At 53.2% G+C, this 16593-nt stretch carries 16 protein-coding genes and 4 tRNA genes; 14 read left to right on the top strand and 6 right to left on the bottom strand.

The window, feature by feature from the left end:
- The first annotated feature begins 26 nt into the window (after window positions 1-26).
- From A9753_RS06570 to purM, 5 genes are all read left to right on the top strand, one after another.
- A complete protein-coding gene (locus A9753_RS06570) occupies window positions 27-494 on the top strand; it encodes a septum formation family protein (protein WP_141673343.1) in 468 nt (155 codons plus the stop codon).
- Between the two features lie 460 nt (window positions 495-954).
- A complete protein-coding gene (locus A9753_RS06565) occupies window positions 955-1320 on the top strand; it encodes a sterol carrier family protein (RefSeq protein WP_067782077.1) in 366 nt (121 codons plus the stop codon).
- Window positions 1321-1399: 79 nt separating this feature from the next.
- Window positions 1400-3346, top strand: a complete 1947-nt coding sequence (locus tag A9753_RS06560) for an APC family permease (RefSeq protein WP_067782073.1) — start codon at window positions 1400-1402, stop codon at window positions 3344-3346.
- A gap of 85 nt (window positions 3347-3431) precedes the next feature.
- Complete coding sequence (gene purF / locus A9753_RS06555) at window positions 3432-5021, top strand: amidophosphoribosyltransferase (RefSeq protein ID WP_067782071.1); 1590 nt, start codon at window positions 3432-3434, stop codon at window positions 5019-5021.
- 31 nt (window positions 5022-5052) lie between these two features.
- Window positions 5053-6234: a phosphoribosylformylglycinamidine cyclo-ligase gene (gene purM, locus A9753_RS06550; RefSeq protein WP_067782068.1), complete on the top strand. Its 1182-nt coding sequence runs from the start codon at window positions 5053-5055 to the stop codon at window positions 6232-6234.
- A 173-nt stretch (window positions 6235-6407) separates the two neighbouring features.
- Here the strand turns inward: purM and A9753_RS06545 are convergent, their stop codons facing one another.
- From A9753_RS06545 to A9753_RS06530, 4 genes are all read right to left on the bottom strand, one after another.
- Window positions 6408-6611 (bottom strand): DUF3073 domain-containing protein, encoded by a 204-nt coding sequence (locus tag A9753_RS06545; RefSeq protein WP_067782064.1) that lies wholly within the window; start codon window positions 6609-6611, stop codon window positions 6408-6410.
- Window positions 6612-6773: 162 nt separating this feature from the next.
- On the bottom strand, window positions 6774-7121 hold the full coding sequence (locus A9753_RS06540; protein WP_067782062.1) for a DUF3618 domain-containing protein: 348 nt from the start codon (window positions 7119-7121) through the stop codon (window positions 6774-6776).
- Window positions 7118-7792, bottom strand: a complete 675-nt coding sequence (locus A9753_RS06535) for a DUF3618 domain-containing protein (RefSeq protein WP_083090375.1) — start codon at window positions 7790-7792, stop codon at window positions 7118-7120. Before A9753_RS06535 ends, A9753_RS06540 begins: the two co-directional genes overlap by 4 nt.
- Window positions 7789-8241 (bottom strand): phage holin family protein, encoded by a 453-nt coding sequence (locus tag A9753_RS06530; protein WP_067782054.1) that lies wholly within the window; start codon window positions 8239-8241, stop codon window positions 7789-7791. The genes A9753_RS06535 and A9753_RS06530 overlap by 4 nt, the downstream gene beginning before the upstream one ends.
- 358 nt (window positions 8242-8599) lie before the next feature.
- Between A9753_RS06530 and A9753_RS06525 the strand changes: the two genes are divergently transcribed.
- From A9753_RS06525 to A9753_RS06500, 6 genes are all read left to right on the top strand, one after another.
- Window positions 8600-8672, top strand: a tRNA-Glu gene (locus A9753_RS06525).
- A gap of 55 nt (window positions 8673-8727) precedes the next feature.
- Window positions 8728-8801 (top strand) — tRNA-Asp (locus A9753_RS06520).
- Between the two features lie 46 nt (window positions 8802-8847).
- Window positions 8848-8923, top strand: a tRNA-Phe gene (locus A9753_RS06515).
- Window positions 8924-9001: 78 nt separating this feature from the next.
- The gene (locus A9753_RS06510; RefSeq protein ID WP_067782051.1) at window positions 9002-10132 is read left to right on the top strand and encodes a mechanosensitive ion channel family protein; all 1131 of its coding nucleotides are present in this window, start codon (window positions 9002-9004) and stop codon (window positions 10130-10132) included.
- Window positions 10133-10211: 79 nt separating this feature from the next.
- Window positions 10212-10472 (top strand): GlsB/YeaQ/YmgE family stress response membrane protein, encoded by a 261-nt coding sequence (locus A9753_RS06505; RefSeq protein WP_067782048.1) that lies wholly within the window; start codon window positions 10212-10214, stop codon window positions 10470-10472.
- 274 nt (window positions 10473-10746) lie between these two features.
- Window positions 10747-10818 (top strand) — tRNA-Lys (locus A9753_RS06500).
- A gap of 90 nt (window positions 10819-10908) precedes the next feature.
- Here the strand turns inward: A9753_RS06500 and A9753_RS06495 are convergent.
- Window positions 10909-11973, bottom strand: a complete 1065-nt coding sequence (locus tag A9753_RS06495) for an endonuclease/exonuclease/phosphatase family protein (RefSeq protein WP_067782046.1) — start codon at window positions 11971-11973, stop codon at window positions 10909-10911.
- Window positions 11973-12404 carry a peptide-methionine (R)-S-oxide reductase MsrB gene (gene msrB, locus A9753_RS09450; protein ID WP_245637389.1) on the bottom strand — a complete coding sequence of 144 codons (432 nt, stop codon included), beginning with the start codon at window positions 12402-12404 and terminating at the stop codon, window positions 11973-11975. The genes A9753_RS06495 and msrB overlap by 1 nt, the downstream gene beginning before the upstream one ends.
- 162 nt (window positions 12405-12566) lie before the next feature.
- Here msrB and A9753_RS06490 point away from each other — a divergent pair, with 162 nt between their 5' ends.
- Genes A9753_RS06490 through A9753_RS10120 form a run of 3 tightly spaced genes read left to right on the top strand, consistent with a single transcriptional unit; the run spans window position 12567 to window position 16524 of the window.
- The gene (locus A9753_RS06490) at window positions 12567-13220 is read left to right on the top strand and encodes a hypothetical protein (RefSeq protein WP_067782043.1); all 654 of its coding nucleotides are present in this window, start codon (window positions 12567-12569) and stop codon (window positions 13218-13220) included.
- Window positions 13220-15526 (top strand): RNA degradosome polyphosphate kinase, encoded by a 2307-nt coding sequence (locus tag A9753_RS06485; protein ID WP_083090373.1) that lies wholly within the window; start codon window positions 13220-13222, stop codon window positions 15524-15526. Before A9753_RS06490 ends, A9753_RS06485 begins: the two co-directional genes overlap by 1 nt.
- A gap of 5 nt (window positions 15527-15531) precedes the next feature.
- Window positions 15532-16524: an NUDIX hydrolase gene (locus tag A9753_RS10120; RefSeq protein WP_067782376.1), complete on the top strand. Its 993-nt coding sequence runs from the start codon at window positions 15532-15534 to the stop codon at window positions 16522-16524.
- Window positions 16525-16593: the final 69 nt, after the last annotated feature.

Raw genomic sequence — 16593 nt, 5'->3', positions numbered from 1 at the left:
CCGAAATCAGATTTTTAGGAAATATCATGAAAAATACCCCCATAAAATCAGTATTTTCCATTCTCTGCGCCACGAGCCTTTCTTTTACTTTGGTAGGTTGCAGTTCTGCTTCTGCAAATGAGTATGTGAAGAACGGCGAACCTGGAACTTGCTGGACTGTTGATAAAGACGGAAATCCTGACCAGAAAGTAGATTGCACTTCACCACACAGTGAAGAAGTCACACAGAGGTTGGATGTCTTTGATTACGAAGATTATCCAGGTGAAGAGTTTTTGTCCCAACAAGGTGGCCAAAAATGCCTGGAATGGCTCTACAATACCTACCCTCAGTTAGGTGAGAATGACTTGCTTGACAAGGTCAATCGCGGAGTGCGTATTCCCACATCGGAGGAATGGAAAGACAAGGAGCAGCGCGTGTTTATTTGTAGCGTTGTCTCTGACAAGCCTGTCAGTTCTACATTCGACACCTGGTGGGAAGATCTGAAATCTCAATAGTTCTTGTGCTCCCTTGAGCGAGATGTGAGTGGGGTTGAAACATACAAATTTGTATGTTTCAACCCCACTCACATCTCTAGCCCAGAACCCTCACGTCCCAAAGGTTTACGGCTTTGTCTCCTGACCGATTGATGGGGTGCTTTATTTAAGGCTTCACCCGGTGAAACTGGAAAAGAGATGCTTAACATTTCACGTACATGTCTAACTTGTTCTACTTGAAGGCTATTTCCCTTAGTAACAATGGAGTCAAACATTTTTCTCAATGGCTCTAAATCATGCTGCTCACTAGCAACACGGCTAGCGTGATCATTGATGACACCATGAACTATCTCCTAGTTGATTGTCCAACCGGCATCACGTGCTACACGGCTCGAGAAGAAACGTTGTGTTCGGCAGATTCCTTCACGGAATGGGGGGGGTTATTTATCACTACACTCATGGTGGATAAGGAGAACACATCATGGCAGCCAAAAAAATTGATCCTCTACAAGGGCGTGCAGCACTCGTGAGTTGTTTGAACGTCGACGATGCGCAGTCTGTTGACCGTCGCACGTGGGGAACTGCTGTTCGATATGGTCTTCAAGAACTTGCTGCTTGCGCTCCCGGACGAAGTGTTGAGGTGCGGGTTCCTCCTTTTGGCGCGGTGCAAATGATTGAAGGAACCACTCATCGACGTGGTACGCCACCGTCTGTTGTGGAAATGCCTCCTGCGGTCTTTCTTGCCTTACTCTCTGGACGCAGCAATTGGGAGAGTGCGATAAGCTCCGGACAAGTCCAGGCATCAGGGCAACGATGCGATCTTTCACCCTACCTTCCGCTTATTTGAGGTGAAAGCGAGAAAAGGTTTCTAAGCAAGAGTAATGTGACAAGAGTAATACAACAGTATCGACTCATGCTGAGGAACAATGAGTATCCGCCAATGGCTCCTGGCAGAACACACCATCACTGATCAAGCCCCCCATGGTGTGCCGGCAGAGCACGCCGAAGGTCACCCGTGGTGGAAAGTTATGTGCCTTACCGGTGTGGACTACTTTTCTACCCTTGGATATCAGCCTGCTATTGCCCTTCTTGCTGCCGGGGCAGTTGCGCCCATCGCCACACTTGTTCTTGTTATCGTTACGCTTTGCGGCGCACTTCCTGTCTATGCAATTGTGGCCAAACGAAGTCATGACGGTGCAGGTTCGATCCGCATGCTCGAACGGCTCATAAAAGGTTGGCCGTCGAAAGTTATGGTGCTGTTTCTTCTCGGCTTCGCTTGTACGGATTACCTTGTCACCATCACGCTGTCCTCATCAGACGCTGCTGCCCACATCGTGGGAAATTCATTAGCCCCGTCCTGGTTGCAGGGACAAAACCTTATTCTTACCCTCATCATTATCAGCCTGCTGGCATTGCTTTTTCTCAAGGGATTCACTGAAGCCATTGGACTTGCTGTTGCAGTAGTGGTGCCATTTATCGGTCTTAACGTCTTTCTCATCGCTCGTTGCTGGATGTATCTTCTTGCGAATCCGCACTACATCACCGAATGGCAGGGAAGGCTGTCAAACGCCAGCGATAGCCCTTTAGGTATTTTTCTGATTGCTGTTATCGTTTTCCCACGCCTTGCTCTGGGAATGAGTGGGTTTGAAACTGGTGTGGCTGTGATGCCGCAAATATCCGCTCCTCATCCCAAAGGTGAACTTGCTGGCCGAATTGTTGGGACACGTAAACTTCTTGCCACCGCCGCCGTCATTATGAGCATGTTGCTGGTGACCTCCTCCATTGTGGTGACGACCCTCATCCCTGAAAAGGAAGTTAAGCCTGGCGGCGAAGCTGATGGACGTGCATTGGCCTACCTCGCTCACCATTTGCTCGGCTCCGGGTTCGGCACGGTCTATGACCTGGCCACCATCCTTATTTTGGCTCTCGCGGGAGCATCAGCCATGGCTGGCATCCTTAATGTCATCCCACGGTATCTTCCGCGTTACGGAATGGCTCCCGCCTGGCTCGAAGCAACCCGTCCGTTGGTTCTTGTGGTACTCACTGTCGCTGTGGTTATTACCATCATTTTTGATGCAGATGTGGATGCTCAAGGTGCTGCATACGCGACCGGTGTTTTAGTCCTTATGACGAGTGCAGCGTTTGCTGTTTTCGTCATGTATCTCCATCAGCACAACGTACGTGGATGGGTGTATTTTGGCCTTATTACAGCGATCTTCATCTACACCACCCTGACGAACATGGTGGAGCGCCCCAGCGGCCTAAAAATTGCTCTGATCCTTACTGCCCTACTTGTTGTGGCATCCGTTGTTTCCCGCGCTCATCGCAGTTACGAATTACGTACAGTTCATGTGGATTTCGATCAGGCTAGTAGAGAGTATCTTGCCCAAACGCCTCAGCCCATTCGGTTAATCGCCCACAAGGTACGTCATATGTGGACACCCCAAGGGCATGACCATATTCATCAACCTGATGAGTGGGGTGCACGCGATTATGACCACAAGATTGCGCTAATTCGCCGTAAACAACCTCTAGTGGGTGGAAAAAGTCTCGTCTTCATCGAAGTCGATGTGCAGGACACATCAGCATTTACTCAAGATCTTCACGTCACGGGACGCATGGTGGGTAATCACTTCGTCATGACTGTTCAAGGCGTAGGTATTCCGAATGCTTTGGCTGCAGTCTGCCTAGCTGTTCGTGATATGTCCGCTGTTCCACCGCGTCTTTACGTGGACTGGTCAGAAGGAACACCTGTGGCTAATGTGCTGCGATTCCTCCTTTTTGGTCAAGGGCAAGTGGGCTCATCCACTCATGAGATTCTTCGTCGTGCAGAAAAAGATCCGAAGAAGCGCCCCGTCGTCATTATTTGTTGAATTGTGTAAAACTATAGGTGTGTGTACCGGTGAAACCCCGAACCACTCCTTCCCGCTGAAATCCCAGTTGGGTGCGGAGTCTCAAATGTGCAAACCCGTCCAGTCCTTTCATCTTGATGATGACGAACCAAAGCCTCGCGAAGAGTGCGGTGTTTTTGGTGTGTGGGCACCGGCAGAAGATGTATCACGACTGACCTATTTTGGTTTGTACGCTCTGCAGCATCGTGGCCAAGAAGCAGCTGGCATCGCAACGTCGGACGGTAAGAAAATCCTTATCTATAAAGATTTGGGGCTCGTTTCCCAAGTCTTCGACGATCAGATCCTCGGCGGTTTGCCTGGACATATTGCTGTCGGTCACGTCCGTTACTCCACCACCGGTGCCACCACCTGGGAAAATGCCCAACCAATGCTTGGCCCTGTCGCCACCGGCACTGTTGCTTTGGCACACAACGGTAACCTCACCAATACACGTGAACTTATCGAAAGCGTGCGTGCAGCTAGCGGTGAAGACCTTACTGGTGAACTTGGGCGTGGCTCATCTACAGATACAGCCGTTATTACTGCGATGATGCACCTCGTGTCTGAACGAGGAACTCTCGCTCCGGACTTGCCCACATCAAAGGATGAAGACGAGCTCCAGGCGCCGTTGAGTGTGGCTGACACTGCCTTGCGCGTGATGCCGATGCTTAACGGCGCCTTCTCACTCGTCCTTATGGATGAGAACACTCTCTATGCCGCACGTGACCCCCAGGGCATCCGCCCTTTGGTTCTCGGGCGTCTTGAACGTGGCTGGGTAGTTGCCTCAGAAACTGCAGCCCTGGATATTGTCGGTGCTGTTTACGTCCGAGAGATCGAACCAGGCGAATTCATCGAAATTAATGAGCACGGTGTGCGTTCTACGCGATTTGCTTCAGCACAACGTGCAGGTTGTGTCTTTGAGTATGTGTACCTTGCTCGCCCTGATACTCAGATTGCCGGTCGCAATATTAATGCTGCCCGCAATGCGATGGGTGCAGCCTTGGCTCGTGAACATCCCGTAGCAGCCGATTTGGTTATCGCAACCCCTGAATCGGGAACCCCCGCCGCCATTGGCTACGCCCAAGAATCAGGGATCCCCTATGGCCAGGGCCTGGTTAAGAATGCTTATGTGGGACGTACCTTCATTCAACCCACACAGACTCTTCGCCAACTGGGTATTCGCCTGAAACTTAACCCCCTGCGCGAGGTGATTGAAGGCAAACGCCTAGTTGTGGTTGACGATTCCATTGTTCGTGGAAACACTCAGCGAGCTTTGGTGCGTATGCTTCGTGAAGCCGGTGCGAAGGAAGTACACGTGAGGATCTCCTCCCCGCCAGTCACATGGCCTTGTTTCTACGGCATTGACTTCGCCACCCGTGCAGAACTCATCGCTAACGGCATGACAACACAGGAAATCTGCCAGTCCATGGGCGCAGATTCTTTGGGCTACCTGTCCGTCGCCGGAATGGTAAAAGCCACGGGGCAGCCATCTGATGAACTGTGCATGGCTTGTTTCACCGGCGAGTATCCCGTTGCTCCCCCTGAAGAAGGAGCCGTCCTCGGTACGCTCCCCATCAGCCGAGTACCCCGTGTTTACCGACGCCGCAAAGAATCCGGCGTCCCTGAGGTGCCCACTCAGGCGCCAACCACCCTGTAAATCTCAACAACGTTCTGAGAGGCATCGCCTGATGACCACGCCCACCCCCTACCCCGTCGAGAACACTGGTGTCACCTACGCACAGGCAGGCGTCGATACGGAAGCTGGCGACCGCGCCGTCGAACTGATGAAGGCAAGCGTTGCTGCCACCATGACCCCCGCAGTTGTTGGGGGAGTGGGCGGATTTGCTGGCATGGTTGATGTCAGCGATCTGCGCGAGTACAGCCGCCCTCTGTTGGCTACCTCCACTGATGGTGTGGGTACCAAAGTTGCTATCGCGCAGGCCCTTGATATTCATGACACGATCGGCCAAGACCTTGTGGGGATGGTCGTCGATGACATCGTCGTGGTAGGAGCTAAGCCTCTTCTTATGACGGACTACATTGCTTGCGGGCATGTGGTTCCCGAACGTATTGCGGACATTGTTCGCGGTGTAGCCCAAGCCTGTGCCGCTGTGCGTACCCCGTTACTTGGTGGAGAAACGGCAGAACATCCCGGCCTCATGGCAGCTGACGAATACGACGTTGCAGGTGCCGCCACCGGTGTAGTGGAAGCCAGCCGCATGCTTGGGGCGGAACGTGTTCGGCCCGGAGATGTTCTCATCGCAATAGCATCCTCAGGGCTGCACTCCAATGGCTACTCCCTGGTGCGCCGTGTTGCCGAGGTAGCCGGCTGGAAACTTGATGACTACCGTGCTGACCTTGGACACACTATTGGTGAAGAACTCTTGGTCCCCACTGCACTGTACGCCTCGCTATGCCTTGACTTGATCGAGGCTGTGGGGCAGGGAGAAGAAAGCACGAAGAACTGTCCTGAAGGGCTTGAACCGCTGGGAGTTCATGCACTGAGCCACGTTACCGGCGGTGGTCTAGCGGCTAACGTTTCTCGTGTTTTGCCACAAGGATTGATTGCTCGCATTAGTCGAGACTCCTGGGAGATTCCCCCGATTTTCTCAATGGTTCAGACAGATGGCGGCGTTCCCTTCGATGATCTCGAATCCACTCTTAACCTTGGTGTGGGCATGGTCGCCATCGTTGATAGAACATGTGCGGATTCTGCTTTGACATGCCTCAACGCTGCTGGAGCATCTGCCTGGATTCTTGGTGATGTCCATGCTGAGAGCGAATACACTACTCGGGGCCGTGTGGTTCGCGGAACCAAGGGTGTAGATGGCGGTGGTGTTGACATGCTTGGAAACTACCGGGTTGCTTGATCGCTGCTGTTAACCCACGAGTGAGAATGGCGGTTACTGCTTATGCAGTAACCGCCATTGACTTATTGGCGAACGATAAGTCTGAACCGGAAAAAGACGCGAGAAAACCCGGTTCGGGGCTCTGCCCCGAACCGGGAACACTCGCTCAATCAATGGATTGCGCTAGTAACCGCTCAATCTTCGGCTTCGAACCAATCGTCCTCAGCGTACTTAGCGGCGTATTCGGCGTAATCCACGTCATCCATATCAACAGACTCGGCAGACGAATTCGCGGAAGCGAGCTCACGCTCAAGTGCCGCGTAGTCAGTCTCCGGGCTGAAATATTTCAACTTGCGGGCAACCTTAGTTGCCTTGGCCTTCTGACGGCCGCGCCCCATAGGCTCGACCCCCTCCAACGTTGTGACGGCAAATCCCGAAGGGCTTGCCGTGTCATGGTCATATGTGTCGTGTGCTAACCGTACAACGCTTGGAGTGTTCAACTCCATTCGACGCGTCGACAACAGCAGAAAGAGGTAACCATAACAAGGTTATGGCTGCCTTTATGAGTGGCGAATAATGCGCGTTACCAAACGGCCTAATGCGAACGCTCCTAGTGCAGCACCCGCGACAACACCACGAGCGGCAATGTCACCTTCTTTTGCTGCGGTGAACGTTGAGCCAGCCGCATTCATCACTTGAGAAAGCGGCGATGAACCTGATGGTCCGCCTGAAATGGTCTCTGAGAAATGATCTGTGACCTGTTTTTTTAAGGCCTTGGCTTGTTCGCGAGGATCGATCTTCGCAGCTAACTCATCAACGTTTAAAGCGAGAGCTTCGCGCTGACGCGCTAAGCGCTGTTCGATTTCTTCGACGCTTTCCTTGGTAGAGGCGTGCTGTGATTCGCTCATGAACGAAGTGCCTTTACTAGTGCTGTGATGCTGACGCCAGCCAAAACGAGGGCTGCAGCGGTCATAATTCCAAGAGAATGTGGATCGCCATCGCGGGCATCGTTAATTAATCGAGTGGCCTGCTTCTGAGCAGTGTTAACTGTTTTGCGAATTGGGCAGTCTTCGCCGTCGGTCATACAGGTGGGAAGCATGGCCTTGATTTTCTCTTGGAGAGGAAAAGTCTCGTCGGCAACTGCCTGCATTTTTTCTTGCGCCTGGGGAGATGGCGCCCATGGATCGTTAGGGTTGCAAGGTGATGCCTGAATACCATCAACTTCAGAGGGGGCAACTCCAGCAACACCGTAGGATACGGCGGTCGGTTCCTCAGAAGCCTCCGCTGCGGCGCGCTTAGCGGCAGTCAGAATGGACGGTGAGTGGTCAGCTTCTTCGTAGTCGTCGTCATCGTTACTGCGAAACTTAAAAGACGACACGGAATCGCTTAGTACTGAGGCCTTGTCGCTGAGAACAGATACTTTTTCTTGAGCCTTAGCTTTAAACCCGCCCAAGAGTGACTCCTTCATGGACGCGGGGCTTAGGCGGTGAGCGAGTGCCTCTACGTCGGCGGCGAGAATTGCGCGACGGTTCTCAAGATCAGCAGTTAACTGCTCAACGCTCATTGAATCCTGACTCATTTGGCCTCACCGCTTTTCAGGCCGGCCTGGAGAGAAGACTTCATTACTTCAACGTCAGCCTTGAACCCCGCCTGAGGGGTAGGGGTGGATTGCTTGCCCTTGTCGATCTGAGACTTGCCGACCAAAGCGAGAATAATAACGACGATGAAAATCGCGGCGGTGACAATACCGTAGGAGGCTGCGGGATGGAGCCAAATCTCTAACACCTTTGCGAAGGTGGAAAAAAGAAAGCCGAGCCCATAGAGGGCAAGAATGCCGGCGCCGGCCAGTAGTCCAATACCCAGACCCATCTTGGAGCCCATCTGCTTGGCCTTCGCTTTGGCAAGTTCAATTTCTCCGGAGATCAGAGCAGAAACGTTTTCAGAAATGCGAGCCACTAACTCGCCCACAGTCGAAGAAGGCTTTGCGGAGGTCTCCGCAGGAGCCTGAGGGGGGAGTGATTGAGTCACGGTGTGGCCTTCCTATGAGGGGAACTATCTGTTCGAGTCGCCCGGCACGGCATTCCTCCGCAATGGAAGCAGGACATATGTTCCGTTATAGAGCGGATGGAACTTGGCTAGCGCGGGGCAGAGTGCTGGGCATATAGAGACAGATCCAAGAATCTCACGATTGTGTGCTTCTTGCGCGCTTCTTTGCGGAATTCTCGTTTCCGACACAGAACACATATTTCTAGAAGTTGAGAAAAACGTTGATATAGCAACGAAAAACCTCTATGTGGCGAGGGTCACGCTCTCGCGATTTGCATGGCGGGTGGAGAACCCCATAAAGTTCTTCTCGGTTCGAGGCGCGAAAACGCCGAGGGTCATGGCCCCCATCGTCTAGCGGCCTAGGACACCGCCCTTTCACGGCGGCGGCACGGGTTCGAATCCCGTTGGGGGTACGGATTCGCGTGAGTGATTATGGCTCATGTAGAGTCTGGCTTAGGCCAAAAACAAGGCCTCGTGGCGCAGTTGGTTAGCGCGCCGCCCTGTCACGGCGGAGGTCGCGGGTTCAAGTCCCGTCGAGGTCGCGGATAGCGTGGGCCCGGTCAGTATTGACCGGGCCTTCGTTCCCAAGGCTCTGTAGCTCAGTTGGTAGAGCGTTCGACTGAAAATCGAAAGGTCACCGGATCGACGCCGGTCGGAGCCACCATCATCCCCCAGGTTTAGCCTGGGGGATTTTGTTTTATCTCCTGCCATCTTGTCCGTTACTCACCGTAGGCTTACTCACATGATGACTCACCTTGTCAGGCACATTCTCATCCAAAAGGTGGGAGGAAGTGTCGATAATGCCACTGATGCGGCGGTAGAAACCACTAAAGACATCGTGGATCTCGCTGGTCACATGGCGGTAGGAATTCTTCTCAGCCTCATTGTGGCCACTGTGGTGGTCTTCGTCATGAAAGCCATGGGGAAGCGCCGAGTGATATGGCTCGAGGCTGCCCGTTATTGCCGTGTGCCGTTGTATGCGCTGTCGATTAGCGCAGGTGGATGGCTTGGAGTGCAAGCGGCAATTTTTCGACGCGTTGGTCCCTCTTGGGCGGCGGCCGTCCTTCATCTGTGGCTGATTGCCATCATTATCACTTTGACGTGTCTGGTAGTTGCTATAGCAAAGACAGCAGAAGCGACGATCCTTGATTATGTTCGCCTTTCAGGTGATGAGGGCCGAGTGAATCGTGTGACCACCCAAGCGCAGGTTATTCGTCGTGTGGCTCAAGTTGTGATTGTTCTGTGTGGCTTGGTGGGCGTCATCATGACCTATCCCAGTGCGCGCGTGGCAATGGGGTCGTTGCTCGCCAGTGCAGGTTTGATTTCGGTGATTGCTGGTTTAGCGGCTCAGTCCACACTTGGAAACGTCTTTGCAGGCCTTCAACTAGCTGTTACTGATGCGATTCGGGTTGACGACGTGGTCGTCGTTCAAGGCGAATACGGCACTATTGAGGAAATCACACTGACTTACGTCGTGGTTCATATTTGGGATGATCGTCGGCTCATTTTGCCTTCTCGGTACTTCACTGAAAATCCTTTCGTGAATTGGTCGCGGCGAGGCAGTGAGGTTACTGGCGCCATCTTGATGTGCGTGGATTGGCGATGTGATGTGGATGCGATGCGTGCCGAAGTTCAGCGTATTGTCTCTGCATCGGATGCATGGGATGAACGTGATGCTCGGGTGCTTGTTACTGATGCGTCAGGGCCTACGGTTACTGCTCGAATTACTGTCACCGGTGCTACACCTGGCGATGTGTGGGACCTGCAGTGCGAGGTTCGAGAAAAGATCATGGTGTGGCTTCAGCGTGAATGTCCTGAAGGTCTTCCGCGCACTCGTGTGGACCTTGCTCCGCCACTGAATGAATTGCACTGAGTGAACATCTCGGAATAATTCACCTCCGGTGCGTGTTAGTGTTCTATGCCCTTGAAAAAAGTAACGAAAGGACATTTTCATGGGAGGATTCTTCTCCACTCTTTTCTCCGGCTTGATCGTTGGTGCGCTGGCACGTCTGTTCTTGCGCGGTAAACAGGATATTTCCCTGCTGTGGACGATTGTGCTGGGTGTAGTGGGCTCATTCCTCGGATGGGTGATCACTTCACCGTTCCCCTCGTTGCAGAACACTGAAGGCGTTGATTGGATTCGCCTGATCATTTCCGTGATCGCGGCCATGGTTCTCATCAGTGGATTCATTGGATGGCGTAGCCGTAAGTAATTGCTGTGGCACTGTAGACGTGTGCGGCGGGGCTCTGACAGGATTCAGACCCCGCCGCTTTGTATCGGTCTTATCGGTAATGATTGGTGCGCTTCCGTGCTGGAAAATCCCAGAATTTCGATCCGCGATGAGTGCAAAGCATATGCATTCGTGAGGGGCGTGAGATCTGCTTGAGGTGCGGCGTAGATGTGGCATAAGAGACAAAAAGCGTCTAGGAATTCGTTTCAGGTTCAACCTCAGGTAGACTCTCGCTCGTGCGTTACTTTGTAACCACGCCCCTCTAGCTCAATGGTAGAGCTCCGGACTTTTAATCCGTAGGTTGTGGGTTCGAGTCCCACGGGGGGTACTGTATAAAGGTCCCATCACAGTCGTGGTGGGACCTTTCGTTATTATTGCAGTGATATCTCTGGTTACTAGGGCATGTATAAAGAAGTGGTCAGTTCTGTAAGAAGGTACTTAACTGATCGCAGCGAACAAGATCAGCCCACGTGCCACGATGATCAGAGACGCAGAAATGCTCTACCCCCCACTGCTTGGCCACCAAAGGTGCGGCAACAGAGTGAGAAGAGGATACGGCGTCGTTCCGCGATGAATCAGACGAGTTTTTTTCACAAGACCCAGCCATAATCCCCTCAGGGGATAGCGGCAGGGGATCAAGGACAATGTGGTCGATGCGTTGACGCGGGTCTTCACTGGGGAATGTTGCCCCCTCACCCACAGGGCGACCAATTCCAGTTTTTTGCAAGTCCTCAGCATTGATGTTGAAATCACCAACCAGCACATGAGCAGTCGAAGTACTTTTCCTCGTCTCATGAGCAGGGGGGAGGCTTTCAGTAGAGGGGGCAACATCCTGTAGGGCTGCCCAGGAATCCACTAACTGCCGCCGAGCTTCATCACCCCGAGTAGCCAGATGCGCCGACCCCACCACTACGGGACCCACAGGGGTATCAATATGAGCAGCTAGAAGCACGCGCATTGATGAAGTAAATACCTTATGTCCCAAAAATGCACCCTTACGGCGAACAATAGTCGCAGGCCCACGGCCCAAGCGTGCCATATGCCACGAGGTCACCGGATACTTACTTAGCAAACCAATCCCATAGCCGCGCAGCGGTTTACCGGTTAGGGCAAGGAAGGGGCCAAGATAGTCATCAGCCGACGATTGCAGTGCCATCTGTGCTGGGCGGCGCCGTAACCCATTCACCGCACCTGCATAGGCGGCGCAGAACTGTCCTGATGGCCAACCCAACGCTTCGCGCAAGGCCCCAACCTGATCGATAGTGCCACTACGTTTCTGGCGGTAATCCACCTCTTGAAGAGCCACCACATCGGCATCACAAGCGCGAATCTGCTTCGCCAATTCCTCAATGACACGCCTGGCCTCCCCAGGGTCGGCAATAGACTCCACAGATAAGCCTCGACGATGAGAGGAATTCGGAGCGCAATGTTGAAGATTCACGGTCAGCACACGAAGTGCACGAGGACTCTTCGCAGCAGACATTAGCGGGACTCTTCCCCGGAATCTGGAGTGAATGACAGGCTGATGGAATTCATACAGTAGCGCTGACCCGTCGGAGTCTGGGGCGCATCATCAAAGACATGCCCTAGATGACAATCGCAGGTAGCACAGCGTACCTCGGTCCGTTCTAAGCCATGCGAATGATCCGTAGTTAACCGCACAGCATCGCTATGCGTAGGATCGTAGAACGATGGCCAGCCGCAGCCCGCATCAAACTTCGTGGAGGAACGGAACAACTCCGCCCCGCAGCCACGGCAGGAATAAATGCCCTCTCGACTCTCGCTGACATATTGGCCAGTAAAGGGTCGTTCCGTTCCAGCCTCGCGAAGCACGTGATACTCCATAGGAGTCAGTTCACGCCTCCACTGGGCATCAGTGCGGGCAATGGCTGCTGGATCGAGAGAAGAAGTCATGCTTCTATCTTCCCAAAGTGCCTGCCAAAACTCTGACGGTATTTCTCTCAGTGAAGAAGTCATAGTGTTTACCAACTCTTCACGTAAAACTCTTCTCACTAGCATCCCTAGCCGTGTGACAATACAAGTAGTCACAACCGTCTGCTACGCCAGGAGGCAACCATGGCCCGAGCATTTCATCGACCAGCCCACCTTGACCCAGCAGATGCAGAACGCATTGAAGGAACCCAGGACACGGCCTCTGTCAGCGCACTCGCCCATGCCAGCGCACAAGCACTCATCGGAGGCTTCCCCGAAGAGGCAACCGCTCCTATCACTCATGATATTGCTGTGCACGCAGTAGCCAAACAGGGCGTGGATGCTTTCGCTGAACTCTGGGCAGACTCTCCGGCCACCACCCTTCCAGGCACGCTCTGGCGCCTCATGCTGCTTGCCGCATGGATCGACCGTGACCCCCAAGCCATCGAACAACGCTACGCCGTCACTGTGAACACTATGGATGACCCGGACCTATCCGAGCGTGCTGAACAAGCACTCATTGACTCACGCCCCGCTCCATCAATGAATGAAGTCCGTCAAGCACTTGCCGTGGCACTCGGAGGAGAAACCCACGGAGATCTCAAAAAACTTGCCGGAATCTGTGCCATGGCCGCGTCATTCATGCGTGCCCTAGCGGCTAGCAGTGATGCGTCGTGGATTACCGACGACGATGATCCACTTGCCCATCACGTCACCCGCCGCCGTAGCGCTCTCGATATTAGTGCTGATGAACTCAGTGAATCCGCACGCCGTGCCTACACAGGAGTACTCGACTAATGACCACTCCCACCCCCTCAGAACCTGAACGCATCATCGAAGTGGCAGATCCCGCAGACTTCCATGACGATGAAGGCCACACCTGGGCCGACGAAGATTTTGACGAACTCAACGGAAAAAGCGGTAAGTGGCAAACTTTTCACCCTAATAGTCTGACCACCACCCTGCCTCCAGCGCCACGGCCAGAACGTGATCGGGCAACTTATCCTCAGCCAGAAAATATCGAGGAGTTTGAACCCCGTATCGTAGACCGCGAACTGACCTGGCTGGACTTTAACCAACGTGTCCTGGAGCAGGCAGAAGACCCCGACCTTCCCCTGCTCGAACGCGCCTGGTTTACTGCCATCTTCTCTTCGAACCTCGATGAGTTCTACATGGTGCGTGTGGCAGGCTTGAAACGCCGTATTAATGCAGGAATTACCCCCAAGCGCCCCTCAGGGTTGCGTGCTGGCCAGGTGCTTGCTCAGGTGACGAAACGCGCCCAAGAACTGACCGCTCGCCAGGCCGCATTGTTTGAAGGGGATATCCGTCCCGCCTTGGCCAACGAAGGTATCACTATCAAAACGTGGGAAGAACTTACCGATGAAGACCACGAACAACTAGGACGTTACTTCCGTCACCAAATATTCCCTGTTCTTACTCCACTTGCTGTAGACCCCTCGCACCCATTCCCCTACATTTCGGCGCTCTCCCTTAATCTCGCCGTGATCTTGTCCAATCCCTACACGCAAAAGCAACACTTCGCGCGTATTAAACTGCCCCAGTCATTACCCCGACTCATTCTTGTCCCTGGACGAGATGATTACACTTTTGTTCCTTTGGAAGCAGTGATCGCTAACCACCTTGATCACCTCTTCCCCGGCATGGATGTGGTGGAACATCACCTTTTTAGAGTTACGCGTAATGAGAATCTCGAAGTCGAAGAAGATGACGCAGAGAACCTCCTTACTGCCATGGAAAAGGAACTTGAGCGCCGACGTTTTGGTGCTTTAGTACGCCTTGAAGTAGAAGAAACAATCTCCGATTTTGTGCTCACTTACTTGGTGCGTGAACTCAACATCTCTAACCAGGACGTGTTCAAACTTCCCGCGCCACTGGACCTGCGATGCCTTAATATCCTCCATGACTTGGATATCCCAGATCTCAAATACCCTCGTTACGTACCAGTCACTCCTCTTGGCCTTACACCCCGTGAATCGGCGAGCGCACCGGATGTATTCGCAGCTATACGTGAGCACGACGTCCTTGTTCACCATCCATATGACGCATTCGCTACCTCTGTCCAAGAGTTCATTGCGCAAGCAGCAGCGGATCCGAAGGTACTAGCAATCAAGCAGACCTTGTACCGCACCAGCGGTGACTCGCCGATTATTAACGCTCTCATCGAAGCTGCCGAAAGTGGCAAACAAGTCGTTGCTATTGTTGAGATTAAAGCCCGATTTGACGAAGAAGCGAACATTACCTGGGCACGTAAACTTGAACGCGCTGGCGTGCATGTTGTGTATGGCATGGTGGGGCTTAAAACACACTGCAAACTCGCTCTAGTGGTCAGGCAAGAAGATGATGGATTGCGCCGCTACTGTCACGTAGGCACAGGTAACTATCACCCCAAGACTGCCCGCGGTTACGAAGACTTGGGGCTCCTTACCTGCGATCGTGACGTGGCCCAGGACCTCACCACCCTGTTTAACCAACTCTCCGGCTACGCGCCACGTGCCCGCTTCCGCCGTCTCCTGGTGGCACCACGTTCCCTGCGTAGCGGCCTGATTGAACGCATTGAGCGAGAAATCGCCAACCACAAAGAAGGTAAACCCGCCTGGATCCGTATCAAGGTCAATTCCATCATTGACGAAACCGTCATCGATGCCCTGTACTGTGCCTCCCAAGCAGGCGTACCCGTGGATATAGTGGTTCGAGGCATTTGTGGGCTACGCGCCGGAGTACCAGGCCTCAGTACAACTATTCGTGTGCGTTCCATTCTTGGTCGCTACCTTGAACACTCTCGTATTTATGCTTTCGCCAACGGGGGAGACGAAGAGGTTTGGATCGGTTCAGCAGACCTCATGCACCGTAATCTTGATCGCCGTGTTGAGGCCCTGCTATCGATTACCGACCCGAGTCAGAAGGCCTACCTCATCTGGCTTGTCACCCATGGCGCTAGCGATGAGGTCTCTTCTTGGCACCTTGAGGCTGACGGCTCGTGGATACGTCACACTCATAGTGAGGATGGCGAGCCCCTTGAAGATATTCAGAGCACGCTTATGGCCAATGCGCGTTCACGGGTGGCCTGTCAAAACGAAGGCTAAGGGTGATGAAAGTCTCTGAACCTACCGTTATTCGTGCAGCGGGAGCAGTCGTGTGGCGCCGTCACGGACGAGGCATTGATATTCTTGTTGTTCATCGTCCCTCGCGCCGTGACTGGTCCTTACCCAAGGGAAAAGTTGACCCCGGCGAAAGCCTACCGGCATGCGCAGTGCGAGAAATCGCTGAAGAGACGGGATACGACGTCACACTTGGCATGTATTTAGGAATCGTCAGTTATCGACTTCCTTCTGGTAAAAAAAAGGAAGTCACATACTATGCCGCTACGCTCGTGGAAGACGACGCTCCCTATATAACCGCACGCCCCCATGCTCACCGCGCTCCGGCTAGCGAGATCGACGACGTGCAATGGCTTCCGATTAAAGAAGCTAGGCGTATCCTCACCTATTCACGTGATCGTCGTCTGCTTAATTCAGTAGCCGACCTACTGGACCAGGGAGCACTCAAAACGCGAACTGTTATCATCACGCGCCATGCACGAGCAACGAAACGTACCCAGTGGTTACGCCGAGGTGACGGAAAAGAAGAAACACGTCCCATTACTGCTCACGATGGAAACAGCCAATCAGAGGCGTTGGTGCCACTTCTGGCTGCTTACGGTCCTACCCAAGTGATATCCAGCCCCTGGTTGCGCTGTATCCAAACGATTGAGCCCTACTGTCAGGCCAGTGGTGTTCCGCTGAAAAGTAAGCGTTACTTAACTGAGGCTGCTCACCGAAAGAATGCGCGTACTGCGTATCGGTTGCTGAAGAAATTGCTGGACCATACGGCGTCATGCACCGTGCTGTGCACGCACCGACCAGTCTTGCCGAGTCTTTTCGATGCGATTGAACCCTTGTGTACCTCAAATACACGAGGAGACTTGCCAAGGAAAGACCCATGGTTGAAAACAGCTGAAAGTATTGTCATTAGTGTGGCTAAGCCACGGGGAAAAATGCCACGTGTTATGAGTATTGAGAGAGTGCGCCCTGTGAATCTTTGAGAGTTTCTCAGTATTGTCTGACCATTTACCTTGCGTTAACCCATTACTGTTTTTTCCTTTACTTCCGCC

Source organism: Actinomyces vulturis (assembly GCF_001687305.1).
In the GTDB taxonomy this organism is placed as follows: Bacteria; Actinomycetota; Actinomycetes; order Actinomycetales; family Actinomycetaceae; genus Actinomyces; species Actinomyces vulturis.
This window is presented reverse-complemented; position numbering and strand designations above follow the sequence as displayed.